The 23,268-nt window shown below is 63.3% G+C and carries 20 protein-coding genes and 1 tRNA gene; 8 read left to right on the plus strand and 13 right to left on the minus strand.

What is annotated here, in order from left to right:
* Positions 1-547 precede the first annotated feature (547 nt).
* Complete coding sequence (locus CCR94_RS03025; protein WP_146089833.1) at positions 548-1,048, plus strand: hypothetical protein; 501 nt, start codon at positions 548-550, stop codon at positions 1,046-1,048.
* A gap of 127 nt (positions 1,049-1,175) precedes the next feature.
* On the opposite strand, the gene CCR94_RS03030 is transcribed toward CCR94_RS03025, so the two are convergent.
* The 3 genes from CCR94_RS03030 to CCR94_RS03040 form a co-directional block, all read right to left on the minus strand.
* The gene (locus tag CCR94_RS03030; RefSeq protein ID WP_104506404.1) at positions 1,176-2,747 is read right to left on the minus strand and encodes an AIPR family protein; all 1,572 of its coding nucleotides are present in this window, start codon (positions 2,745-2,747) and stop codon (positions 1,176-1,178) included.
* A gap of 375 nt (positions 2,748-3,122) precedes the next feature.
* On the minus strand, positions 3,123-4,139 hold the full coding sequence (locus CCR94_RS03035; protein ID WP_104506405.1) for an integrase: 1,017 nt from the start codon (positions 4,137-4,139) through the stop codon (positions 3,123-3,125).
* Positions 4,140-4,238: 99 nt separating this feature from the next.
* Positions 4,239-4,315 (minus strand) — tRNA-Arg (locus tag CCR94_RS03040).
* 107 nt (positions 4,316-4,422) lie between these two features.
* Between CCR94_RS03040 and polA the strand changes: the two genes are divergently transcribed.
* Positions 4,423-7,371 (plus strand): DNA polymerase I, encoded by a 2,949-nt coding sequence (polA, locus tag CCR94_RS03045; protein WP_104506406.1) that lies wholly within the window; start codon positions 4,423-4,425, stop codon positions 7,369-7,371.
* A gap of 212 nt (positions 7,372-7,583) precedes the next feature.
* On the opposite strand, the gene secB is transcribed toward polA, so the two are convergent.
* Positions 7,584-8,069, minus strand: coding sequence for a protein-export chaperone SecB (gene secB, locus CCR94_RS03050; RefSeq protein WP_104506419.1), 486 nt, complete (start codon positions 8,067-8,069; stop codon positions 7,584-7,586).
* Between the two features lie 207 nt (positions 8,070-8,276).
* The gene (locus CCR94_RS03055; RefSeq protein ID WP_158254596.1) at positions 8,277-8,741 is read right to left on the minus strand and encodes an FxsA family protein; all 465 of its coding nucleotides are present in this window, start codon (positions 8,739-8,741) and stop codon (positions 8,277-8,279) included.
* Positions 8,742-8,857: 116 nt separating this feature from the next.
* On the opposite strand from CCR94_RS03055, the gene CCR94_RS03060 reads away from it, so the two are divergent.
* The 3 genes from CCR94_RS03060 to CCR94_RS03070 are packed head-to-tail and all read left to right on the plus strand — an operon-like array spanning position 8,858 to position 11,197.
* Complete coding sequence (locus tag CCR94_RS03060) at positions 8,858-9,505, plus strand: Tim44/TimA family putative adaptor protein (RefSeq protein WP_158254597.1); 648 nt, start codon at positions 8,858-8,860, stop codon at positions 9,503-9,505.
* Complete coding sequence (mltA, locus tag CCR94_RS03065) at positions 9,502-10,623, plus strand: murein transglycosylase A (RefSeq protein ID WP_104506409.1); 1,122 nt, start codon at positions 9,502-9,504, stop codon at positions 10,621-10,623. Before CCR94_RS03060 ends, mltA begins: the two co-directional genes overlap by 4 nt.
* A 4-nt stretch (positions 10,624-10,627) precedes the next feature.
* Positions 10,628-11,197 carry a Smr/MutS family protein gene (locus CCR94_RS03070; RefSeq protein ID WP_244593920.1) on the plus strand — a complete coding sequence of 190 codons (570 nt, stop codon included), beginning with the start codon at positions 10,628-10,630 and terminating at the stop codon, positions 11,195-11,197.
* Between the two features lie 73 nt (positions 11,198-11,270).
* On the opposite strand, the gene CCR94_RS26295 is transcribed toward CCR94_RS03070, so the two are convergent.
* Positions 11,271-12,152: an AraC family transcriptional regulator gene (locus CCR94_RS26295; RefSeq protein WP_104506410.1), complete on the minus strand. Its 882-nt coding sequence runs from the start codon at positions 12,150-12,152 to the stop codon at positions 11,271-11,273.
* Entirely contained in the window at positions 12,076-12,978 is a 903-nt protein-coding gene (locus CCR94_RS03080) for an alpha/beta hydrolase (RefSeq protein ID WP_104506411.1), read from the minus strand. The genes CCR94_RS26295 and CCR94_RS03080 overlap by 77 nt, the downstream gene beginning before the upstream one ends.
* A 264-nt stretch (positions 12,979-13,242) precedes the next feature.
* On the opposite strand from CCR94_RS03080, the gene CCR94_RS03085 reads away from it, so the two are divergent.
* Positions 13,243-14,250: an adenosine kinase gene (locus CCR94_RS03085; protein WP_104506412.1), complete on the plus strand. Its 1,008-nt coding sequence runs from the start codon at positions 13,243-13,245 to the stop codon at positions 14,248-14,250.
* Positions 14,251-14,406: 156 nt separating this feature from the next.
* Here CCR94_RS03085 and CCR94_RS03090 read toward each other — a convergent pair whose 3' ends face one another.
* From CCR94_RS03090 to CCR94_RS03105, 4 genes are all read right to left on the minus strand, one after another.
* Positions 14,407-14,823: a hypothetical protein gene (locus CCR94_RS03090; RefSeq protein WP_104506413.1), complete on the minus strand. Its 417-nt coding sequence runs from the start codon at positions 14,821-14,823 to the stop codon at positions 14,407-14,409.
* Between the two features lie 347 nt (positions 14,824-15,170).
* Complete coding sequence (gene purH, locus CCR94_RS03095; RefSeq protein ID WP_206605767.1) at positions 15,171-16,760, minus strand: bifunctional phosphoribosylaminoimidazolecarboxamide formyltransferase/IMP cyclohydrolase; 1,590 nt, start codon at positions 16,758-16,760, stop codon at positions 15,171-15,173.
* Between the two features lie 427 nt (positions 16,761-17,187).
* Positions 17,188-18,897 carry a heparinase II/III family protein gene (locus CCR94_RS03100; protein WP_244593922.1) on the minus strand — a complete coding sequence of 570 codons (1,710 nt, stop codon included), beginning with the start codon at positions 18,895-18,897 and terminating at the stop codon, positions 17,188-17,190.
* A gap of 77 nt (positions 18,898-18,974) precedes the next feature.
* Positions 18,975-20,393: an RsmB/NOP family class I SAM-dependent RNA methyltransferase gene (locus CCR94_RS03105; RefSeq protein WP_104506415.1), complete on the minus strand. Its 1,419-nt coding sequence runs from the start codon at positions 20,391-20,393 to the stop codon at positions 18,975-18,977.
* Between the two features lie 87 nt (positions 20,394-20,480).
* Between CCR94_RS03105 and CCR94_RS03110 the strand changes: the two genes are divergently transcribed.
* Positions 20,481-20,693 carry a DUF1674 domain-containing protein gene (locus CCR94_RS03110; protein WP_104506416.1) on the plus strand — a complete coding sequence of 71 codons (213 nt, stop codon included), beginning with the start codon at positions 20,481-20,483 and terminating at the stop codon, positions 20,691-20,693.
* 1 nt (position 20,694) lies between these two features.
* Entirely contained in the window at positions 20,695-21,561 is an 867-nt protein-coding gene (gene gluQRS, locus CCR94_RS03115; RefSeq protein ID WP_210302475.1) for a tRNA glutamyl-Q(34) synthetase GluQRS, read from the plus strand.
* Between the two features lie 71 nt (positions 21,562-21,632).
* On the opposite strand, the gene rdgB is transcribed toward gluQRS, so the two are convergent.
* Together rdgB and rph are read right to left on the minus strand one after the other, a co-directional pair.
* Positions 21,633-22,256: an RdgB/HAM1 family non-canonical purine NTP pyrophosphatase gene (gene rdgB, locus CCR94_RS03120; RefSeq protein ID WP_104506418.1), complete on the minus strand. Its 624-nt coding sequence runs from the start codon at positions 22,254-22,256 to the stop codon at positions 21,633-21,635.
* On the minus strand, positions 22,253-22,963 hold the full coding sequence (gene rph, locus CCR94_RS03125; RefSeq protein WP_104506422.1) for a ribonuclease PH: 711 nt from the start codon (positions 22,961-22,963) through the stop codon (positions 22,253-22,255). Before rph ends, rdgB begins: the two co-directional genes overlap by 4 nt.
* Positions 22,964-23,268: the final 305 nt, after the last annotated feature.

Raw genomic sequence — 23,268 nt, forward strand, 5'->3', positions numbered from 1 at the left:
CAGTTGCATTGCCTTAATCGTGGCCTCACTCTCGCCGAAGCCATAAAGACGTTCAAGTCCGATGGCGTCCTGCACCCCGCTGTATAGCCTCAAACGCCGATCCCTGCGGCCCACGGCGGAGGGATACAACCCGGCGCGGTTCAGAATCGTTCTTCGGCAGGGTGGCCAAGTCGCACTCCCGTGAGAACGCTTGGACGGCCTTCGGTAAGCAGAGGAAACATCTTGCAGGTAAGGGTTATTCCCGTGGTTGGATTCCGAACAACATGAAGGCTAGCAACAACTATCGTCACAAGTCGTCAATCGCGTACCTATGCAACTGGTTCTGCCATCCGGTAATCAAACGGTACTTCGATGATAAGGGAGTCAAACTGAACGAAGACATGTTCGCCCTTGGGGCCATGCTCCAGTGGATATGGAGGTCACAGATTAGGGACGACAAGCCAATCCATTTGTTCATCCCATCGGAAAGGATGCGTAACCTACTCAAAGACTGGCTGGCAGGGCGTGACATCGGTGAACACCCTGTGTCGATGAGGGAGGCTGCATGATGAGCACGCCCAACAAGGTCAAGGTCTACCTTCATGCCTTGAGTGGTTCATCGACAGGCCCCTATGCATGGTGTGCCCATATCATCAGCAAAGGTACCTATGAGGAGATAAGCGGGTCATCGACGGTGGATCACCAAACCAGACTATTGATCGAGGGGAGCATAGCTGTGCTCAATCGCATTCCGGCAAGGTCCAAGGTCCACTTCGTCTGCTCGGATAACTACCTCGGCACTTGGATCTTTGCTCGGCTTGGGGATGGATCTGAGGCTGCGCTTGCGCCACTGAGGAAGAAGGCGAATTTCGATCTGCTACCGTCACTGGTCGAGGCTCGGGATCGTCATGCCTCCGTCAATATTCTTACCTGTCCGCAGAGCAAGATGGGCGAGAACCAGAAGACCGTTGCTGAACGTGCCAAGGAGATCGTCGAGGAGGCTCAAGAACCTCAGGACATCGTGACCCATCGACCTCCCCCAACTGATGACGCATCCGCGCCTTGGTGATCACCCTCAGCACAGCATGACAACAGCGGTGGGGCGGCTTCGGTCGCCTCCCATTCATCAACTGCGCATACTGCGTCTGTCTTGCAACCACCAGTAAGCTATTATTGAACAGTCTTCGTCATTGAACTTAAACCGGAACGGGAGTGGTCTGCGCGTCAATCGTGTCTCGCAGTATTTTGCACTTCTTAGCGTTCTTAAAAAGAACAGCAAGATAAGATTCGCCGAAGTGCTCGTCTATTGCTTGCTTTAGGTGACCGTGAGCGACCTCAACGTCTTTAGAGTTGAGGGTGCTCGTCTGAGAGCGAAGCAAGAGATGTTCCAGAAATCTGTTCCCGTGGATAGCCAGTTGAGCGTCTCGTCCCGTCATCGACGCAGAGAACGTTTCAACGGCCTTTGCTGCAGCTCGCCATCTCTGAACCGCTTTCCATGCGAGCGTTGCGGCAGGGGCTTCCGAAAATAACTTCGGGTAGTAACCAGCTGGATCGGTGAGGGAGCCGGCGTTTCTCTTTGCCACCACAACCGTAGTTACGTCATTTCCAGAAATAGCGAGAGCCATTGCAAGTTCCTGAACATCAAGCCCCTTCACCGGATCTAAAACTTTCTCGCCGCGTCGGAAGCAATATTGAATCCCTATCGATCTGAATGCGTCGGCAAAGCCATCTTGCTGAGCATCCAGTGCTAAGAAATCTCTCGGCTCAACTTTATTCTGAGTGTTTGTCGCTGTTGTAATTCTATTCGAAATGTCTATGTGGGCGTCTTCAATTGATATTATCTTGATATGGACGTAAGCAGTCTTCACTGCGTCTGGCTTCTTGTCGTATGCAGCAGCTATAGAACTTGTTGTCTGCGCTCCATTGACAATTTTAAGGTTATCTATGTTCCAGTTACCGCTGTCCTTCTGTAGTCCAAGATTGACAGGCCGTCGAATTATTTTGTCGGCTATCGCAGTAATACCATTGTTGAGATACCAAAAGTCCAGCGGTGACCTCAGTATTGTTGCCTCAATCTGTGCATTTATATCACTATCTGACAGGCACCCTCTTATGTTCTCTGTAAAAAGAAGGTCACCATGCGCCTGATACCATGTGGCAACGTCAGCACATGATACCTTTCCGTATATGGCGTAGTATGGTATTTTCTGTTCACCCCACTGAAGTAATGCTACCTCTGCATCTGTCTTTAATCCATTATGAACAGACCTCATCGCTCTCACGATGTCTTTTAGACTGAATGTTTTGTATGATACGACCTCCTGAGAATCAAGGTTGTTGTCGTCAAGGAATTTCTCAATTATTGATTTGCAATCAGAGCTTATTTTATTATCGCTGTTGTAAGCAATGACTAAAACGATAGCGGGGTCGTTCTTAATGGCTCCAGATATCTCATTCTTTATAGTGTTGAAGCGATCATTGAATTTGCTCCATTCCTCGTTAAGAAGAGCGTAGACCCCCATAATGAATTTATGCAGATCACCTGTCTCAATGGTCCCTGTGCCCTTTTCCGACCATTTTGACTGAACGATGTATAAGGTGTTTTTCGTCTTCTCATAAAAAACGCCGTCGATACCGTTGTCCCTACCGCCGTCTGTGATGTAACGGCAAGCCGTAGTGTAATCGACCCCGCCAAGGCTTGCTATGCAGATGCCGACAATGCCTCTTGAGTAAATACCAGAGTCTCCACTGCAGTCTGCTATGTGCATGATGGCGCGAAGTGAGGAATCTATATGAGTCTTTACTCGATTTGTTAAAATTGGGCTCACAATAGCCTCCTCAAAACAGGTGTGTTGCAATTAAGCATGGGCGCAGCAAAGGCACACCGAATCTCCCTTGTACGCTAGTCCGTTTTGCTGAAAGCGGAAAGCGTAATGAGCTAAATCCTCTCTCAACCTCTCAACGCCTATCCGGCATTACGACGCTTTCCGATGCGAGGGGTGCCGTTACAGCCTCCACACAGGCGGGGCTAAACGTCCATTGCCATCGCAAGCGGCAGATCGTTTCGAGTGGCCTTACATTTTAGTAATGGTCCAATAGGAATAGCCTGCCTTGCGGAGCCGCCAATGAATTAGCTACAGAACCTATGAAGGCGGTGCCTCCAGCATCAGCTTAGAAAGCTTCTCAGCAACATTGACCGGTTTCAGGTGCGTGTACCGGAACAGCATCCGTGCATCCTTGTGGCCGCTGATCAGGCTGACTTCAGGGATAGATAGCCCTAGTTCGAAGAACCTGCTGATGGCCTCATGACGAAGGTCGTGGAAATGCAGGTCGTTTATCCCGGCTCTACGCTTCAAGCGTTCCCATGACAGGCGCACAGCGTTGGCGCTCATGGGGAACACTCGATCTGTGTCCTTGCATCCCTCGGGGCGCACAGGAAGGGCGTGAATGGCGGCAGGGCTTAGTGGTACAGTGCGGGGATGACCATTCTTGGTGTTTCTCAGGCTCACGGTGCGCTCATCCGTGTTCACATCGCACCAGCGGAAGGCAAGAATCTCCCCCCGGCGCATCCCTGTATGAATGGCGAAGTGGACAATGCAGGCCACCAACGGGTTGCGACACACACCAAGAGCTTTTCTGAGGGCTTCCAGTTCTTCGGTGCTGACCCTTCGGTCCCTTGAGAGCGCCTCCTTGGGCCTCTTGATCTCAGCGGCGGGGTTCGCCTTCAGCGGAATGCCCCAGTCCACCATGGCCACCTGCAAGCAGTGCCGCAGGATGGTCAACTCTCGGCGCACGGACGAGGAAGACACCTGTTTCAGCCGGTCATCCCTGTAGGTAGCCACCTTGGCCGAGTTGAGCTTGGTCAGCGGCGTTTGCGCTATCGAGTGACCCCGCAAGGTCTTCAGCCGATATGATTCGGAGTGTGATCCCTTCTTGGCCGGAGTAACGGTTTCCGCATACCGGACCAACAAATCGTCCAACCTGAGTTCAGCCATCTGGGATTGCGGGTCGGTCGATTGGCCTTGATCAGCGGCGGCTTCAATCTGCCTAGCCCATTTTTCAGCCTCGGCCTTGGTGCCGAACGACTGCGATACAGGGGCTTGACCCTTGAGTCGCACCTGTGCCTGCCAGCGACCCCCCCTCTTGCGAAACGTTGCCATGCCTGTCCACCAGTGTGACAAGCGGTGTGACAACCTGCGTTTTAGGCTGGGAACACGAGGATCGCACTTGCGAAATCCTCGGTTTATCAGGGGTTTTGTTGGCGCACCCGACAGGATTCGAACCTGTGGCCTCTGCCTTCGGAGGGCAGCGCTCTATCCAGCTGAGCTACGGGTGCCTGCCCTTTGTTTAACCGATACGCCCTGTCCGGCAAAGCATTTTGTTCGGTTTGGGAGGGGGGCGCTTTCGTGTAAGTTCGGACGCTCCTCCTGTCCGAAGAACCGAATGACCAATAGCTCCCCCCCCCTTGCCACGGGCGATCATGTTTTCCTCGTCGATGGATCGAATTTCATCTTTCGCGCCTATTTTCAATCGATCCGTCAGGACAAGAAGTACAATTATCGCGCCGACCGGCTGCCGACCGGGGCCGTGCGGCTGTTCTGCGCCAAACTTCTGCAATTCGTGCGCGAGGGCGCGGCCGGGATCAAGCCGACTCATCTCGTCATTATTTTCGACAAGAGCGAGAATTCCTTCCGCAAGGCGCTTTATCCTGCCTACAAGGCCAACCGCTCCGAGCCGCCCGAAGACCTCGTCCCGCAGTTTCCGCTGTTTCGCGCCGCCGTGCGGGCGTTCGGACTCGAACCGGTCGAGCAGGATGTCTATGAGGCCGACGATCTGATCGCGACCTATGCGCGCCAAGCCGCGCAGGCCGGGGCCGATGTCACCATCATCTCCGCCGACAAGGATTTGATGCAACTGGTGCGCCCTTGCGTCGCCATGTTCGACCCCGCTTCCGGCGAGCGCGAGGAGCGGCGCATCGGGCGCGACGAGGTCGTCGCCTATTTCGGCGCGCCCCCCGAAAAAGTGGTCGATATTCAGGCGCTTGCGGGCGATTCCACCGACAATGTGCCGGGCGCGCCGGGCATTGGCGTGAAGACCGCCGCACAGCTGATCGGCGACTATGGCGATCTCGATACGTTGCTCGCCCGCGCCGGCGAGATCAAGCAGAACAAACGCCGCGAGACCCTGACCGATCCGGCCGTGGTGGAGAAGGTGCGGCTGTCCAAGACGCTGGTGACGCTGGTCGATGATGTGGCGGTGACCACGCCTTTGTCCGATCTGCGGCTGCATCAGCCCGACGGCAAGGCGCTGGTGGCTTTTCTCAAGGCGATGGAATTCACCACCATCACCCGGCGCGTGGCGGAACTGTTCGAGGTGGACGCCGGCGCCATCGACCCCGATCCCGCCTTTCTCGGCGCGGGCGGCTGGCGCGGGCGCAATGGCGAGGCGGCGCCCCAGCCAGTTCCGGAACAACCCGAGGCGCCGACCGTGGTCGCCGGTCCCTCCGCGCTCGCCACCGCGCGGCTGGAGGCCGCCAAGGCGCCGGTGGAGCGCGACAAATATCTTTGCCTGTCCTCGCTTGACCAGGTGCGGGACTGGGTGGCGGCGGCTTTCGAGGCCGGTTTCGTCTGTTTCGACACCGAAACCGACTCGCTCGACGCCATGCAGGCCAATCTGGTCGGCCTGTCGCTGGCGCTCGGCCCCAACCGCGCCTGCTATCTGCCCTTCGGCCACAAGGCCGGGGCGGAGGACCTGTTCGGCTCCGATCTCGTCGCCGGGCAATTGCCCCTGCGCGAGACGCTCGATCTGCTCAAGCCGCTGCTCACGGCGCCTTCGGTGGTCAAGATCGCGCAAAACGTCAAATATGATTGGCAGGTGCTGGCCCAGCACGGGATCGAGGTCGCGCCGGTTCAGGACACAATGCTCGCCTCCTATACGCTCGACGCCGGACTCAACGGCCACGGCATGGATGAGCTTGCGCTGAAATTTCTCGAACATCGTTCGATCCCGTTCGCCGAGGTGGCCGGACAGGGCAAGAGCTTCGTCGGTTTCGCGCGTGTTCCGCTCGACAAGGCGACTGAATATTCGGCCGAAGACGCCGATGTGACCCTCAGACTATGGAACGTGTTGCAGCCGCGCCTCGTCGCCGAGAGCATGGCGACCGTCTATGAGACGCTGGAGCGGCCCATGCCCCTGGTGCTGGCGCGGATGGAGCGGCGCGGAATCTGCGTCGATCGCGCCATTCTGGCGCGGCTATCGGGCGAATTCGCGCAGGACATGGCGCGGCTGGAGGCGGAGGTTCACGACATGGCGGGCGAGACCTTCAATCTCGGCTCGCCCAAGCAGGTCGGCGACATTCTGTTCGGCAAGCTCGGCCTGTCCGGCGCGAAAAAAACCGCGACCGGCGCCTGGTCCACCTCGGCCAGCGTGCTCGACGATCTGGCGGAACAGGGCAACGCGCTCGCCGCCAAATTGCTGGACTGGCGGCAGGTGCAGAAGCTGCGCTCGACCTATGCCGAAAACCTGCCGCGCTATGTCAATCCGCAAACCGGGCGCGTCCACACCTCCTATTCCCTCGCGGCGACGTCAACGGGGCGGCTGTCGTCGTCAGAACCGAATCTGCAGAATATTCCGGTGCGCAACGAAGCCGGGCGCAAAATTCGGCGCGCCTTCATCGCCGCGCCGGGCCAAAAGCTGATTTCGGCGGATTATTCGCAGATCGAATTGCGCCTGCTCGCCCATATCGCCGACATTCCCCAGCTGAAGCAGGCGTTTGCCGAGGGGCAGGACATTCACGCGCGCACGGCGTCGGAGATTTTCGGCGTTCCGGTCGAGGGCATGCCCGCCGACATCCGCCGCCGCGCCAAGGCGATCAATTTCGGCATTGTCTATGGCATTTCCGCCTTCGGACTCGCCAACCAGCTCGGCATTTCGCGCGAGGAGGCCGGGGCCTACATCAAACTCTATTTCGAGAGATTTCCCGGCATTCGCGCCTATATGGACCGCACCAAGAAATTGTGCCGCGAGCAGGGCTATGTCAGCACGTTGTTCGGGCGCAAGTGTCATTATCCCCGCATCACCGCCAGCAACGCGTCCGAGCGCGCCTTCAACGAGCGCGCGGCCATCAATGCGCCGATTCAGGGGGCGGCGGCCGACATCATCCGCCGCGCGATGGTCCGCATGGACGCCGCCCTTGCCGCGGCGAAACTGTCCGCGCAAATGCTGTTGCAGGTGCATGACGAACTGGTGTTCGAGGCGCCGGAAGCCGAGGTGGACGCGACGATTCGCGTGGTGCGCGAGGTGATGGAGGGCGCGGCCTTACCGTCGGTCGCGCTTTCCGTGCCGGTGCTGGTGGAGGCGCTGGCGGCCGACAATTGGGACGAGGCGCATTAGAGCGCGATGCTTTTCCACGGAAACGCATCGCGCTCTAGACTCTTTGTTTTCGCATGATCTTTTCCAAAAACCGGTGTCCACTTTTTGGGATCATGCTAAGGCCCAAAACCCAATCGGCGGAGTGATATCCCAGCCCACGCGGACGCGCGCTCAAGAAAAACCCGGCGGGAGTCGCCTCCGCGCCGGGGTCATGCCGTTTCGAAACCAATCGATCAGTTGTTCGCCGCCGGGGGAACGGCTTGGCCGGTGGCCTCGGCCTGCGCCATGCGCTGGGCGTAGAGCGTGGCGAAGTCGATCGGGTCGAGATAGAGCGGGGGGAAGCCGCCGTTGCGCACGGCCTCGGCGACGATCTGGCGCGCGAACGGGAACAGCAGGCGCGGGCATTCGATCATCACGACGGGATGCGACTGATCGGCCGGGATGTTGATCAGGCGGAACACGCCGGAATAGGTCAGCTCAAACTTGAACAGGGCCTCGGCGCCTTCGCCGGCGGAGCCCTCAAGCAGGATATCCACTTCGAAATCGTGCTCGGCGAGCTGCTTGGCGTTGACGTTGACCTGGATGTTGATGTTCGGCGACTTCTCCTGGGGGCCGAGCGAACGCGGCGCATTCGGATTCTCGAAGGAAAGATCCTTGCAATACTGGACAAGGCAATTCAACGCCGGCGCATTCGCCTGGCCACCATTGGTGTCGGTCATGAAAATCTCCTGCGGATTTCGGGTCTGGCCCGATGCGTCGGTGAGAACCCTGGCCGCCGCGAAGGCTCGCAACGGGACGCAAGGCGGCGGTGGAGTCCGCCTGAAACGCCGCCTAGCACGAAACGCCGATGGAAAACAAGGCGCGCGCGGACGTGACGTCAACACCGCGATCATCCCACGCGGCCTGAATGTGTAATGTGCCGAAAGTCACTGTTTGCGCGGCCTGCGCTCCGAGGAGGCGTCCGTGATGCGCCACTCGCTGGGGTTGAGGTCGATCGCGGTGAGTTCGGGGTCGCCGCGCCGCGCCGGGCGCCGCATTTTCATGGCGAGATCGTCGCGCACCGAGGGGATGGTGAGGACGAGGCCGACCAGATCGGACAGGAAACCGGGCAAGATCAGCAGCATGGCGCCAAAGGCGCCGATCATGCCCTCGGCGATGGCGCCGTCGCGCGGCGTGGTGCCGTCGATCACCGCGCGCAGCCGCTGCAAGGCGACCGCGGCGTTCTCGCGCAACAGCGAGAAGCCGAACAGCGTCGTCAGCACGCCCGCGACCAAGGCCCCGCCGAGGCCGACGACCCGCGCGACAGCGTAGAAGGCGGCGAGTTCGGCCACGACCCAGATCATGATGACCGGTCCGAACACCGAACGGAACAGGGCCGAGAAGCCTTTCATGCGTTCAATCTCTCCAAGCGTCGCCGCCTTGCTGGCGGGGTCGGGCAATGCTACCCATCGCATCATATGGCCGCGCGGTCGTCGCGGCGCAACGCCGGCCTGTCACGAGGGGCGCCATGCAGGTTGATTCCGTTACCATCATTTTCGTCGTTCTCGCCGCTTTTGTCTTGTGGAAGTTGCGGTCCCTGCTGGGCGAGCGCGAGGGTTTCGAACAGAGATTCCAAAATGGGCCGCCAGCTTCCGCGCCTGGCGCGCCGGCGCAACCTTCGCCGATGGAGCTGGAGTGGAGCGAGTGCGCCGAACGCGGCGGGCCGGTCTGGCGCGGATTCGAGGAGATCGCCAAAGCACAGCGCGATTTTTCGCCGAAAAGCTTCCTCGGCGGCGCGTGCTCGGCTTATGAGATGATCGTCAAGGCTTTTTCGGACGGCGACGAGGAGGCGCTGCGGGGCCTGACCAGCCCGGATGTGCTCGCCGGCTTCAAGACGGCGCTGGACGCGCGCAAGGCGCGCGGCGAGACCATGCAGACCACGCTCGTCGGCCTCAACGACGCGAAGATCGTGGAAGCGCGGGTGGAAAAGAACCTCGCCATTGTCGCCGTGCGCTTCGACGGCCAGTTCATCACCGCCACGCATGGGCCGGATGGCGCGCTGGTCGAAGGCGATCCGACCGCCCCGGCCAATGTGATCGACATCTGGACCTTCGCGCGGCCGCATGACTCCGGCGCGCCCAACTGGACCCTGGTCGCGACCTCGCCGGGACAATGATTTTCTCGCGCGCGATCGCCTGCGCCCTTCTGTTCGCGGGTTTTGGCGCTTCCGCCGCCCCCTGCGTTGCGGAAGGGCGCGGCTATGCGCTTGAAAAGCTGTCGTGGAGCGATCTGCCGGATTACGATGAAAAGCCCGGCGAGGCGCTCGCGGTCTGGCGCAAGAGCTGCGGACGGCTCCCGCTCGCGCCAAATCTTCCGGAATTTAACGCGACGGCCTGGAAAAAAGCGTGTTCAGCGGCGCAAGCCGGCGCGACGGATGTGTTCAGGCGCCATTTCCAGCCCTTCCGGGTCGTTCCCGATGCGGCGCCGGATTCGTTCTTCACCGGCTATTACCAGCCGGAAATCCCGGGTTCGCTCACCCCGACCCGCGCATTCCCGACGCCGGTTTACGGCCGTCCGCCCGATCTGGTGACGACCACGCAACTGCCGGGCCTGACGGCGGCGCGGCGGGGGAAAGGCGCGCTCGAACCCTATCCCGACCGCGCGGAGATCGAAGACGGCGCGCTGGAGCCTTCGGGCGCCAGAAAGCTGGTTTACCTACGCGACCGGGCCGATCTGTTCCTGGCGCAGGTGCAGGGGTCGGCGCGGGTGCGCCTGCCCGATGGGCGCATCTATCGCCTGGGTTTCGCCGGCCGCAACGGCCAGCCCTATACCGCCATCGCGCGCATTCTGGTGCAGCGCGGCGTCTCCACCCCGGCGGAGATGACCATGCCGCGCCTGATCGCCTGGCTGCGGTCGCACGGATTGGAAAAGGGCGAGGAGGGCGACGATCTCCTGCGCCAGAACCGCTCCTTCGTGTTTTTCGAGGGCCATTTCGACAAGGGGGCCGCGCAACCCGAAGGCGCCAGCGGGGCGGCGTTGACCCCGTTGCGCTCGATTGCGGTGGACAAGGCCCTCTGGCCCTACGGCCTGCCGTTCTACATTGACGCGGCCCTGCCCTGGCGCAGCGACGCGCCGGAGCCGTTCCGCCGGGTGACGATCGCGCAGGACACCGGTTCGGCCATTGTCGGGCCGGGGCGGGCCGACATCTATTTCGGCCTCGGCGACTCGGCCGGTCTGCGCGCGGGCGCCCTGCGCCACCACGGGCAATTTTACCTGCTGCTGCCGAAGGAATAGCGGCGTGCTCCCTCCCGACAGCAAGAAGAAATCGATTGTGCGCCTGCTGTCGCGCGAGGAGCTTGCCCTGTGGCGCCATGTCGTCGCGGATGTGGTTCCGCGCGGCGGTCGCAAGCGCGTGACGCCCGAGGCGTTGTTGGCGCCCGCGCCGTCTCCGGCCACGCCCATGATTCTGGTCGCGCCGGTCCTTCCGGCCAAGCCGTCCCGTCGCGAACCGCCGCCGCTCGCCCCGATCGAGAAAAAGCTGCGCCGGCGCCTCGCCTCGGGCCGCGAGGCCATCGACGACCGCATCGACCTGCACGGCATGACGCAAGCGCAGGCCCATCACGCGCTGATCGGCTTTATTCACCGCGCCGTCGCCCAGGACGCCCGGATTGTCCTGGTGATCACCGGCAAGGGCGGGCCGGCGTCGGAGACGTCCGGCCTGGAGCGTGGCGTGCTGCGCCGGGCGGCGCCGCTGTGGCTGCGCGAACCGTCGCTGCGGGCGCTGGTGGTTTCGGTCGAGGAGGCGGCGCGGCCCCATGGCGGCGGCGGCGCGTTCTACGTGCGCCTGCGGCGCAACCGGCAAGGCTGATGCGCAAGGCGGCGGGGCGGTGTTGCGAATCGCATCCGCCCCTGTCGCGGAACGGCGGATAGGCTTTCAGTCTCTAAAAACTCCGATCCGCGCATCGTCCCGCGACGAAAGCGCGCGGCGTCACGCCCACGATGCGTTTGAACATGGCGGAGAAGGCGCCCGGGGTTTCATAACCGAGGGCCTGCGATGTTCGGATGACCGACTCGCCTGCAATCAGCATGGGCGCCGCCGCCAGGATACGCGCCTGCTGGCGCCAGACAGACAGGGCGCAGCCGAATTCCTCATGCGCCAACCGCGCCAATGTGCGGGTTGAGGCCCCTGACGATCGCGCCAACGCGGCGAGGCTGTCATCCCCGCCGGGAGTGTCGAGAATGTCTGCGCAGGCGCGCGCGAGGCGCGCGTCTTTCGGCAGCGCCAAGGAAAGCGAATCAATCGGCGCGGCGTCCAGTTCGTCGAACAGCACATTGGCGAGACGCGCGCGCCGCGCGGCGTCCACATCATGTTCACCGCGATAAATTGTCCGCACGATCAGTTCACGCAGGAGCGGCGTCACGACATAACCTTCCGGCGCATCGCCAAAGCCTGGAGGGACGCGCTCCGGCGCGACATAGATGGTTCTCATCGAGACCGCCCCACGCGCGCGCAGTTCGTGAACCCTTCGCGGCGGCATCCATACGGCGCGTTGCGGCGGGACAAGCCAAAGCCGGTTCCCGGCGCGGATCTCCATGACGCCGGCGGTTGCGTGGATAAACTGACCTTGCCGATGGCTATGCGGGCCAACGATCCATCCGTTCGGATAGTCCCGCGCTGCGGCTTCGATGGCGAGCGGCGCCGTCCGGCTTTGCCTGCGGATTGCGAAGGGGCGCGCCTCTTCGCTCTCACACGTCGTTGGCGAGGAGGCGCTCACTGAACCAGTCGCGGGCGGCTGCGCTGGTGAGCTCGAAATAACGGACATAGGGATCGAAATGGCCTCCCGGCGTCAAAACGAGATGTTTGGGCGGCAAAGCCCGCTGATAGGCGCTCAGACTGAGATCGGCGGCTGTCAGGACGTCTTGTTTGGCCACGATCATCAGCAAGGGCGTCGGACTTATGCGCTCGATAAAAATTCCCGGCTCATTCTCGCGCGCCAGTTCCGCGCTGCGCAAGGTGATTTCGTTGCGCCAATTCGGCGCGAAGCTCCGCGTTCCCGTAAAATAGTCGTAGCTGTCCATGCCACCCATGGCGCAGGCGACCGCCGGATCGTCGGATATGGCGGGCAGCATCATTGGCGCATCGCCGCGGAAGCGTCCGGCGCGATCCGCCTCGAAACGCGCGAGAAGACCGGGCGTGAGATCGGCGCGGGTCCTGCGCAGCGCCGACTGATAGCCGCTGATGGTCGGCACTTGACTGACGACGCATTTCACACGGCGATCGATCGCGGCGACTTCGAGGACATGCCCGCCGCTGTAGCTGGTCCCCCAGACACCGATGCGATCGGCGTCGATCCCGCGCGTCGCCTGGGCAAAGCTGATCGCATCGCGATAGCCGCGCCGCTGGAGCACGGGATCGACCTCCTGGCGCGGCAGGCCGTCGCTGTCGCCGAAATTGGCGTGATCGTAAAGGACCACGCAGAAACCCGCGGCGACAAAGACCTCGGCGTAACGATCGAGATATTGCTCTTTCACGCAAGACAGGCCGTGCGCCATGACGATGGCCGGGCGATCGCCGCGAGCTCCCGCCGGTCTGTAGAGCCACCCACGCAGGGTGCGGCCTTCCGAAGCGAATTCAATATCCGTGCGCATGACAGTCTCCGTCCGTTGGCGGTGGACTGTGTCATGTCAGCTCCGTTGAACGTCTGCTCCGCCAAGTTTGACAAACACCACGCCAAATCGGCCAAACGGGCGCGTGAAAGCGCCACGCCTGGCTCCGGGGTCGGTTTGCCCGCCGCATGGTCATCGCAAAAAAACGCGCGTCCCGCCCGTTTGCGCGCGGCTCCGATCCGCGGAAGCTCTTGACCGCTCGCGCGCGGCGCTGCAAGAGCAGGCGACATTTTCAAGGATCAGCCCATGTCCAAGACCACTTTCGACGTCCTCGCGCTCGGCAACGCCATTGTCGATGTTCTCGCTCCGGTCGATGACGCTTTTCTCGTCACGCAGGGGTTGCGCAAGGGCGGCATGCAATTGGTTGACGAACGTCAGGCGCTCGCGCTCTACGACGCCATGGGCGCGACCGCCATCGTCTCCGGCGGTTCGGCGGCCAATACCGTGGCGGGACTCGCCAGTTTCGGGGCCAAGGCGGCTTTCGTGGGCAAGGTGCGCGACGACGAGGCGGGACAGGCCTTCACCCACGACATCAAGGCCGTGGGCGTGCATTTCGCCACGCCGCCCGCGACGCAGGGGCCGAGCACGGCGCGCTGCCTCGTGCTGGTGACGCCGGACGGCCAGCGCACCATGAACACCTATCTCGGCGCCTGCCAGAACCTGACCGTGGCCGATCTCGACGCAGCGGCCATCCAGGGTTCGCAGGTGCTCTATCTTGAAGGCTATCTCTGGGATCCGCCGCACGCCAAGCAGGCTTTCGTCGAGGCGGCGAAAATCGCCCATGCGGCCGGACGGCAGGTCGCGCTGACCCTGTCCGACACGTTCTGCGTTGACCGCTACCGCGACGAATTTCTTGGCCTCATGCGCGAGGGCGTGGTCGATATCGTCTTCGCCAACGAAACCGAATTGCACGCGCTCTACCAGACCGCCGATATCGACGCCGCGCTCGCGGCGCTGCGGCAGGAAAAGGTTCTGGCCGCCACGACCCGGGGCGAGCAGGGCGCGGTCATCCTGCGCGCCGGCGAAGTCATCGCCGTTCCCGCGGCGCCGATCGAGAAGCTGGTGGACACCACCGGCGCCGGCGACCTGTTCGCCGCCGGCTTCCTCGCCGGCCTCACCAAGGGCCATCCGCTCGACCATTGCGCCCGGCTCGGCGCCCTGGCGGCGGCGGAAATCATCCAGCATTATGGCGCGCGCCCGGAGACCGATCTGGCGCGTCTCGCCGAACAGAGCGGCTACGTTCACGCGCTCTGAACAATCGGCGCGCATGGGGCTAACATCCGTTCGCCCCATGCGCGCCAAGACTTCTAGAGCAAGTTCGGTGAACTCCCGTTCACCGAACTTGCTCTAAATCTTTGGTTTTGCGCATATTCTTTTCCGAAAACCGCGCACACTTTTCGGGAATATGCGCTAGTTCCCGCGCCCTCCCGCCATTTGCGTGGCCGCCGAGATAAGACGGGTGACGTAGGTCTTCCCCTGCTCCGGCGCGCGGCGATAGCGGTGCAGCACGAGATCGGCGAGTTCGTCCACCACCAGGGCGTCGGCGCGGTCGATCAGCGCGGGATCGAGCCGCGCCTCCTTGACGATGCGCGCCAGCGCCTGCCGCGAGGCGCGGCCCTGGGCGGGCAGCTTGGTGAGGAAAGCGCGCCAACACGACCAATGCAGCCGCGCCGCCTGGCGGGCGCGGTCGGTTTCGGCGAAGGCGGTCGAATAAAATCCGAACAGTCTGTCGCAGACTGCCGCCTCGGTCCAGGAGGTCAGGTCATCCGGAGATTTGCGTAACGGGAATGCGGGAGCGGAGAGGTAGGTGGAGAGAGACTGCGCCATAATCTTTCACGGGTACTCAGGTTACTATTTGTCGAGTTTTTTCCGGAAATTACGGCCACAGCAAGGCCATGTTCAAGCCAACGCGCGCCGCAACCGCGTTGCCGGTTTGGAATCAATGGGTAGCCCATGAATCAATTTCGCCGCGGGCGGGGGAAATCTTCCCGCTCGCGGCGATCCGCTCTTTTGCGTCAGGCTTGAAAACGCGCGCCCCCCGGCGCTGCCTCATACGGTTTCCGCGAGATCGCTCCGCGATCCGCGGAAACAACTCGCGGGGAACTCCTTGAAGCGAAGGCGGAGTTCCCCGCGAAAGGAATACGAAATCAAAAATGGATCATTCGGATTTCGTATCAGTGGCGGAAATGGCGATGGCCGGTCAGCACCATGGCGAGGCCGGCTTCGTCCGCCGCCTTGATCACGTCCTCGTCGCGCATGGAGCCGCCGGGCTGGATCACCGCCGTCGCGCCGGCCTCGGCCGCCGCCAGCAGGCCGTCGGCGAAGGGGAAGAAGGCGTCCGACGCCACCACCGAGCCCTTGGTCAGGCTTTCCGGCAGGCCGGCGGCCTTGGCGGCCTCGGCGGCCTTCCAGGCGGCGATGCGCGAGGAATCGACCCGGCTCATCTGGCCCGCGCCAATGCCGACCGTCGCGCCGTCCTTTGCGTAAACAATGGCGTTGGACTTGACGTGCTTGGCGATGCGGAAGGCGAATTTCAGGTCGGCCAGCTCCCGCGCGGTCGGCGCGCGCTTGGTGACGACCTTCAGCTCCATGTCGTCCACCACCGCGTTGTCACGCGACTGGAACAGCAGGCCGCCGGACACCGAGCGCACGGTGAGGCCGCTCTTGCGCGGATCGGGCAGCGCGCCGGTGAGCAGCAGACGCAGGTTCTTCTTGGCCGCGATCAGCGCGATGGCTTCCTCGTCGGCGTCGGGCGCGATGATGACCTCGGTGAAGATTTTCACGATTTCCGCCGCCGACGCCGCGTCGAGCTTGCGATTGAGCGCGACAATGCCGCCGAAGGCCGAGACCGGATCGCAGGCGAGCGCCCGCAGATAGGCGTCCTTGAGGCTGCCGCCCTCCGCCACGCCGCAGGGGTTGGAGTGCTTGATGATGGCCACCGCCGCCGTGCGGGCGGGATCGAATTCCGACGCCAGTTCGAAGGCGGCGTCGGTGTCGTTGACATTGTTGTAGGACAGTTGCTTGCCCTGCACCTGCCGCGCGGTGGCGACGCCGGGCCGGTTCTCGCCGGTGAGATAGAAGCCGGCCTTCTGGTGCGGGTTTTCGCCGTAACGCATGGGTTCGGACAGCTTGCCGCCGACCGCGCGATAGTCCGGCGTGTCCTCGCCAATGGCCTGCGCCAGCCAGTTGGAAATGGCCGAGTCATAGGCGGCGGTGCGCGCGTAAGCTTTTTGCGCGAGCTTTTTGCGCAGGGACCGCGTGGTGGCGCCGTCGTGCGCTTCCAGCGCGGCGAGGATGGTCGCATAATCCGCGACATCGACCACCACAGCGACGTCGTCGTGGTTCTTGGCGGCGGCGCGGATCATGGCGGGGCCGCCGATGTCGATATTCTCGATGGTTTCGTCCCAGTCGGCGCCCTTGGCGACCGTCGCCTCGAACGGATAGAGGTTGACCACCAGCAGGTCGATCGGCTCGATGCCGTGGGCGAGCATGGCCGCCTCATGTTCGGGATTTTCGCGGATCGCCAGCAGGCCGCCGTGGACTTTTGGGTGCAGCGTCTTGACACGGCCGTCCATCATTTCCGGAAAGCCGGTGACGTCGGCGACGTCGACCACGGGGATGCCGGCGTTCGCTATGGCCTTTCGCGTGCCGCCCGTGGATACAAGGGCGACGCCTCGCGCGGAAAGGGCGCGGGCGAAATCGATCAGGCCGGTCTTGTCGGAAACGGAAAGCAGCGCGCGCTTCAGGACACGAGCGTCAGTCATCTTGTCTCTCTTTTCTAAAAATTCTTCCGCGGTTCGGGCGGGCCGCGACGGGGCCTTCTTGGCCATTCTGACGCCGCGATTAGCATGTTTCCGGCGCGAATCAAACAATCGGAGGGCCTTGGCGTTAACGCCGGCTTCTTCTAGAGCGCGATGCGTTTCCACGGAAACGCATCGCGCTCTAGACTTTTTGTTTTCGCATGATCTTTTCCAAAAACCGGTGTCCACTTTTTGGGATCATGCTAAGCTAACAGTCGTTGGCTTGGATTCCTTTGTTTGAGCAGGATTTTTATCCGAAAACCGGCGGCGACTTTTCGGAAATCCTGCTTAGAGCGTGTTCGGTGAACATCGGTTCACCGAACACGCTCCAGATTCATGTTTTTACGCGTTTTCTTCACGCGAACCGGAATCCACTTCGCTTGAAAACGCTCTAGGCCGGCTGTCGCACGTTGAAAGACCACAGAATTTCCGCGATATCCGCCGCATTGCCCTGGATCGCCAGTTGCGCGCAGGGACGCGGCCCCCCTGGCGCGGCGAAGAAAATGCTCTCCTCGATCGAAATCGGCAAGCCGCCGGCCTCGAACACCACCGTCGTCCCCGGTCCGAGCAACAGCGCGCCGCGCCCCTGGTCGAGGGGGGAGGCGGTGATTTTCGGATGGAGGTGGAAGCGCAGGGCATAGGCGAAATCGCCGGGCGCGGCGTCGGACGCCGCGACCAGACGATCGCGGCCACGCAGCCAACGGCCGTCGCGGCTCAGGCCAAGCCGGCGTTCATGCCGCAGCCCGTAGCGCCTGACATAGCCGTCATGGCTCGCCGTCACCGCGATTTCCTCGGCGCGTTCGTCGCGGCTACAGATGATCGCGGCGGGGCCGGACAGGATTTCGCCTTCGAAATAGCCTTCGAGGCCTTGGCCCCCCGCGAACAGACATGAGGAGGAATCGTCGAGCGACAAAGTGGAATGGGCGGCGGTGGTGCGCGCGGTCGCCCGCAGGTCGGCGCGGCTGCCGCCGGGGGCGCCGCAATTGACCACAAGGCGCTCGCCGCCGATCGAGAATTCAAAGGACAGGCAACCCGCGTGCGCCGCGCGCGAAAACAGCGGCGGCGGGGCCGGACCGACATCCATGATCGCGAGCGCCGCGCCCGCCGCCAGCCGCTGATAGCCCGCGTGCGGGGCGTTGGCGAGCGTCGCCGAATGCGAATCCTGATAGCCGAGCAGCGTGGCCACGCTTTCGGGCGCGGTGACGCCCATACCGTTGAACAGGGCCAGCGTTCCGTCGCCGTGGCGGAACATGCGCAGGGCCGGCGTCATCCGGTCGAGGGCGTTGAGCAGTTCCGGCGGCGGCGGCAGGCCGCGCGCCGCGAAAGCCTGGCGCAGCGGCAGCAGATCGAACATCAGATCGACCAGGGTCTGCGGATTGCGGGTGATGGGGCCGCCATCGGGCAGGATTTGCAGCTTCAACTGGCCGGACAGCGCGGCGGAGGCGGCGGTCAGTTGCGAGGCCGCGCCCTGCGCGCACAGCGCGAACGCGGTCATGGCCGTGGCGGCGGTGAGTTGCGTCTCGCCGGACAGGCCTTCGGCGAGGCAGCGCTGCAACAGCCGATGACCCTCGACGAGCAAGCCGACGAAGCGGCGGTAATCGTCATATTCGACGTTTTCCAGCAGCATGGGCGACTGGCTCAGCCAGGACAGCGCGCGGCGCGCCACGACCTCGGGCGCCCAGGCCAGATGGTTTGAAGGTCTTCCCCGCAGGGCGATGAATTCCTTGACCAGCGCGCGGGCGTTGGCGCGCGCCAGCGCCGAATCGGCGGCGCGCAGGTGGCGCAGCCAGCCGAAGCCGTTGAGCGCGCGCCCCCATTCCGCCGAGGGCGGTTTCAGCGCGAAGGGCGAAACGCCGCGACTGTCGACGATCTTGCCCGCGAAGGTGAAGAAGCCGGCGTAAATGTCCCCCGCTTGGGTGGCGTCGCCGGTGCGGATGTCCTGCGGCGCGATCAGCAGCCGCTCAGGCTCCGGCGCGCTCCATCGGGCGAGCAGATGAAACGGCGCGGCGAACGCGACGCGCGCCTTCCTGGCGCCGCGCCCGGCCAGCAGGCGCAGCAGAAGGAGGTTTTCCGCTCGCGGCGGAGCGCTCGGTTGCGTCAAAGGCTTTTAAACTCAAGGCGTCGCAGCACGTCGATTGTTCCCACGACGCAAGGTCGCCGATCAAGCTTAAAGAGATGTTAACCGAGTTTCTTCAGGCTGGCGACGTAAAAACCGTCGAGCCCGCGCTGGCGCGGGTTGGGGTCGGGCAGCAGGTCGGGCAGCAGGCGCAGGTCGCCGTCCGCCGTCGCGGCCTCCACCGGCAGGCCGAACGCCAGCGGGTCGATCCGCTCGTGGGACACGTCGGGATTGCGCCGCAACAGCGCGGCGATCTGCCCCTCGCCTTCCTCCGGCTCCAGCGAGCAGGTGCAATAGACCAGGCGTCCGCCGGGTTTCAGCAGGGTCAGGGCATGGTCGAGGATGCGCGCCTGGATGACGGCGAGCGCGGCGATGTCGCCGGGCTTCTTGATCCAGGGCACATCGGGGCAGCGGCGCGCGGTTCCCGTTGCGGAACAGGGCGCGTCCACCAGAATGGCGTCGAACGGTTCGGCCTTGAACTGCGCGGCGTCGCCCACGGCGACCGCGGCTTCGAGTTTCAATCGCGCGAGATTGGCGGCGAGAATCTTCAACCGTTCGGCCGAGCGGTCGAGCGCGACGACCTTGGCGCCGGCGCTGGCGAGTTGCGCGGTCTTGCCGCCCGGCGCGGCGCACAGATCCAGCACGCGCTCGCCCGGCTTGACCGCCAGCACGCGGGCCGGCACGGCGGCGGAGGCGTCCTGCACCCACCATTCGCCCTCGGCATAGCCGGCAAGCTCGGGGATCGGCGCATGGGTGTCGAGCCGGACGGAGCCGGTGGGCAGGACGCGCCCGCCCAGCCGTTCCGCCCAGATGGCGGCGTCGCTCTTGACGGTGAGGTCGAGCGTCGGCTCGTCGCGATGCGCGCTCGCGATCATTTGCGCGCGGTCCTCGCCATAGATGCGCCGCCAGCGCGCCGCCAGCCAGTGCGGCGTATCGTCCTCGAGCGGGTCGGACAGCTCCAGGAATTCGTCGCGGCGGCGGATCAGGTTGCGCAGCACGCCATTGACCAGATTGGCGAAGCCGGCGCTTTTGGTATCGAGCCGGGCGGCGCGCACGGCGAGATCGACCGCCGCGTGGTCGGGGATGTCGAGAAACAGGATTTGCGCGGCGCCGGCGATCAGAACCCATTCCAGCGGGCCGCAATTGCGCGGCAGTCCCTTTTCCACCAACTGGCTCAGCGCCAGCCGGATGGTGCCGAGCCGGCGCAGGGCCACGGTGGCGATGGAGCGGGCGAGGCCACGGTCGCGCTCGGCCACGCCGGACATCCGGGATGGGGCGGTTTCGGCCGCGAATTTTTCGTCCAGCGTGTGGCCGCCCTGAACCACGTCGCCGATGATGGCGGCGGCGGCGACGCGGGCGGCGAGGCCCGGATGGGCCAAAGCCTCGGCGGCGGCCTGTTCGGCGGTCTGCGGCTTGACCTTGCCCGCCGCGCCGGTCTTGCGGATTGGCCGGCCGACACTTTTATCGTTGTTTCTGTTCATGCGCCCGTGATGGTGGGAGTTGCGCGCCGGCGGTTTTGGATTATGAATCGGCTGATGGTTTCCTAGCACAGCGGCGGGTTGAGTAAAATGAGCGATACGCAGTCCGCAAGTGACGAAACGGCTGTCGCGGCAAAGAAAAAATTGACGCCGGAAGCGCGGCGGGCGCTTGCCGAAGCGGAAGAGCGCCGCCGCGCCGCTGGCCCGGCGCCCGAGCGTCCCCCGGAATTTCTGGGGCCGTCCGGTCCCGAGCCGGTGCGCTACGGCGATTGGGAGCGCAAGGGCATAGCCAGCGATTTCTGATTTGATTTGTCGTTTCGCGCCTTCGCCCAATGGGTTCCTGCACCTGGGCCATGCTTATTCGGCCTTGATGAACGCGCGGTTTTCACGCGACCACGACGGGCTGTTGCTGCTGCGCATCGAAAACATCGACCGTGAACGCTCCAAACCGCGCTTCGAGCAGGCGCTGCGCGAGGATCTGGCTTGGCTCGGCCTCGACTGGCCCAGACCCGAGCGGCGGCAATCAGATTTTTTTGGCGCCTATCGCACGATTTTGGACGGACTGGTCGGGCGCGGGCTGGCCTATCCCTGTTTTTGCACGCGCGGCGCCATCGCGGCGGGGATCGCCGATAAACCGGATTGGCCAAGAGACCCCGACGGCTCGCCGCTTTATTCTGGCTCGTGCCGCGAATTGTCGCCGCGGCGGCGCGCGGAAAGACTCGCGGCGGGCGAAAAATTCACGCTGCGGCTCGACATGGCGCGCGCGCTGGCGGAGGTCGCGGCGCCGCTGAGCTATCGCGAGTTTTTCGAGGGCGAGACGGCGCAGGCCATGACCGCGCGGCCCGATTTGTGGGGCGATGTGGTGATCGGCCGCCGCGACGTTCCCGCCTCCTACCATCTCGCCTGCGTCCACGACGATTTTGCGCAGGGGATCACCGATGTTTTACGCGGCTTGGACCTCGAACCCGCGACCGGCCTGCATGTGCTGCTGCAAAAGCTGTTCGGCTATCCCACCCCCGATTACCGCCACCATCGGCTGGTGCTGGACGCGGAGGGCAAGAAACTGGCGAAAAGCAAGTCCTCCATCCCGCTGCGCGAGCTGCGCGCGAGCGGAGTGACGGCGCGGCGGGTCAAGGACGAATTGAGCGAGAGGATGGACGTGCGCTGGTAAGGCGCGCCCTAGACTCTTTGTTTTCGCACGATCTTTTCCAAAAACCGGCGTCCACTTTTTGGGATCATGCTCTAGTCCAGCAGCGCCGCCGCCATCATCTGAAACGCCCGCGCCCGGTGCGACAGCGCCTGCGATCCATCAGCGGGAATGCCGTGCTTTTCCTCCGCCGTCATCTCGCCGAACGTCCGCGAATGGCCGTCGGGCGTAAAACAGGGATCGTAGCCGAACCCGGCCGTTCCGCGCGGCGGAAAGGTCAGGTCGCCAAAAACCTTGCCCTCAAAACTCGCCTCTTCGCCATCGGGCCAGACGACAGCGAGCGCCGAGACGAAATGGGCGCGGCGCGAAGGCGAGCCGGAGTTTTTCACCTCCGCTTCGATCCGCGCCATGGCGGCGGCAAAATCCTTGGACTCGCCGGCCCAGCGCGCCGAAAAAATGCCGGGCGCGCCGACGAGCGCATCAACGCACAGGCCGGAATCGTCGGCGAAGGCGGGCATATCAGTGGCCTTGGCGGCGGCGCGGGCCTTGATCAGCGCGTTGCTCAAAAAGTCCGAGCCGGTTTCCTCCGGCTCGTCCAGGCCCAGTTCGCCGGCCGAAACCGCCTCGACCCCGTAGGGCGCGAGCAATTCGCGCATTTCGCGCAGCTTGCCCGCGTTATGGGTCGCGATGACGATTTTTCCCGTCAGTTTGCCGCTCATGCGGTGAGCGCCTGCTTTTGCAACGCGATCAGTTCCGTCACGCCCTTGCGCGCAAGGCCGAGCAGTTTTGTGAGTTCCTCTTCCGAAAACACCGCGCCTTCGGCGGTGGCCTGCACCTCGACCAGACCGCCGGTTCCGGTGATGACGAAATTGCCGTCGGTATGGGCGACCGAATCCTCGTCATAATCGAGGTCGAGCACCGGCTCACCCTTGTAGATGCCGCAGGAGACGGCGGCGACATGGTCCTTCAGCGGCATGTCCTTGATCATGGAGCGGTCGCGCATCCATTTCAGGCAATCGTGCAGGGCGACCCAGGCGCCGGTGATCGAAGCCGTGCGCGTGCCGCCGTCGGCCTGGATCACGTCGCAGTCGAGCGTGATCTGGCGCTCGCCCAGGGCTTGCAAATTGGTGACGGCGCGCAAGGAGCGGCCGATCAGCCGCTGGATTTCCTGGGTGCGGCCCGAGGGCTTGGTCGTCTCGCGGCGCGTGCGGGTGTGGGTGGCGCGCGGCAGCATGGCGTATTCGGCGGTGATCCAGCCCTTGCCCTGACCGCGCAGCCATTGCGGCGGCTTGTCCTCCAGCGAGGCGGTGCAAAGCACGTGGGTGCCGCCGAATTTTACCAGGCAGGAGCCTTCGGCGTAGCGCGCGACATTGCGCTCGATGGAGACGGGGCGCATCGCATCGGGCGCGCGTTTGGATGGACGCATGATGTTATCCTGAAACAGAGTTTGGTCACGGTGTCGGGCGCCCTGATAACAAGCCTTGCGCAAAATCGCAAAATCGCGCCCGCCAAGGTCGATTTGCGCGCGGGCGCGGACAGGATTAGAATAGGTCCGCATTTGGTTATCACGGCGGCCAGCAATCAAATCACGAAGAGTGAGGAGACGGCAAATGATCACGCAATCCCGCAAGGCTTTCGCTGTGGCTTTGGCGCTCTCCTTCGCGCTCGCCGCCAGCGCCGCCCAAGCGCAACTGGTCCGGCCAGGAGGCGGCAGGGGCGGCGAGCGCGAAG

The organism is Rhodoblastus sphagnicola (assembly GCF_002937075.1).
GTDB lineage: Bacteria > Pseudomonadota > Alphaproteobacteria > Rhizobiales > Beijerinckiaceae > Rhodoblastus > Rhodoblastus sphagnicola.

What these genes read in the sequence shown, in the direction of transcription:
- CCR94_RS03025 (WP_146089833.1), top strand. Translation starts at nt 548, where the DNA reads ATGAGCACGCCCAACAAGGTCAAGGTCTACCTTCATGCCTTGAGTGGT.
- CCR94_RS03030 (WP_104506404.1), bottom strand. Translation starts at nt 2,747, where the DNA reads ATGCACATAGCAGACTGCAGTGGAGACTCTGGTATTTACTCAAGAGGC.
- CCR94_RS03035 (WP_104506405.1), bottom strand. Translation starts at nt 4,139, where the DNA reads ATGGCAACGTTTCGCAAGAGGGGGGGTCGCTGGCAGGCACAGGTGCGA.
- polA (WP_104506406.1), top strand. Translation starts at nt 4,423, where the DNA reads ATGACCAATAGCTCCCCCCCCCTTGCCACGGGCGATCATGTTTTCCTC.
- secB (WP_104506419.1), bottom strand. Translation starts at nt 8,069, where the DNA reads ATGACCGACACCAATGGTGGCCAGGCGAATGCGCCGGCGTTGAATTGC.
- CCR94_RS03055 (WP_158254596.1), bottom strand. Translation starts at nt 8,741, where the DNA reads ATGAAAGGCTTCTCGGCCCTGTTCCGTTCGGTGTTCGGACCGGTCATC.
- CCR94_RS03060 (WP_158254597.1), top strand. Translation starts at nt 8,858, where the DNA reads ATGCAGGTTGATTCCGTTACCATCATTTTCGTCGTTCTCGCCGCTTTT.
- mltA (WP_104506409.1), top strand. Translation starts at nt 9,502, where the DNA reads ATGATTTTCTCGCGCGCGATCGCCTGCGCCCTTCTGTTCGCGGGTTTT.
- CCR94_RS26295 (WP_104506410.1), bottom strand. Translation starts at nt 12,152, where the DNA reads ATGTCCGTTATTTCGAGCTCACCAGCGCAGCCGCCCGCGACTGGTTCA.
- CCR94_RS03080 (WP_104506411.1), bottom strand. Translation starts at nt 12,978, where the DNA reads ATGCGCACGGATATTGAATTCGCTTCGGAAGGCCGCACCCTGCGTGGG.
- CCR94_RS03085 (WP_104506412.1), top strand. Translation starts at nt 13,243, where the DNA reads ATGTCCAAGACCACTTTCGACGTCCTCGCGCTCGGCAACGCCATTGTC.
- CCR94_RS03090 (WP_104506413.1), bottom strand. Translation starts at nt 14,823, where the DNA reads ATGGCGCAGTCTCTCTCCACCTACCTCTCCGCTCCCGCATTCCCGTTA.
- purH (WP_206605767.1), bottom strand. Translation starts at nt 16,760, where the DNA reads ATGACTGACGCTCGTGTCCTGAAGCGCGCGCTGCTTTCCGTTTCCGAC.
- CCR94_RS03105 (WP_104506415.1), bottom strand. Translation starts at nt 20,393, where the DNA reads ATGAACAGAAACAACGATAAAAGTGTCGGCCGGCCAATCCGCAAGACC.
- CCR94_RS03110 (WP_104506416.1), top strand. Translation starts at nt 20,481, where the DNA reads ATGAGCGATACGCAGTCCGCAAGTGACGAAACGGCTGTCGCGGCAAAG.
- rdgB (WP_104506418.1), bottom strand. Translation starts at nt 22,256, where the DNA reads ATGAGCGGCAAACTGACGGGAAAAATCGTCATCGCGACCCATAACGCG.
- rph (WP_104506422.1), bottom strand. Translation starts at nt 22,963, where the DNA reads ATGCGTCCATCCAAACGCGCGCCCGATGCGATGCGCCCCGTCTCCATC.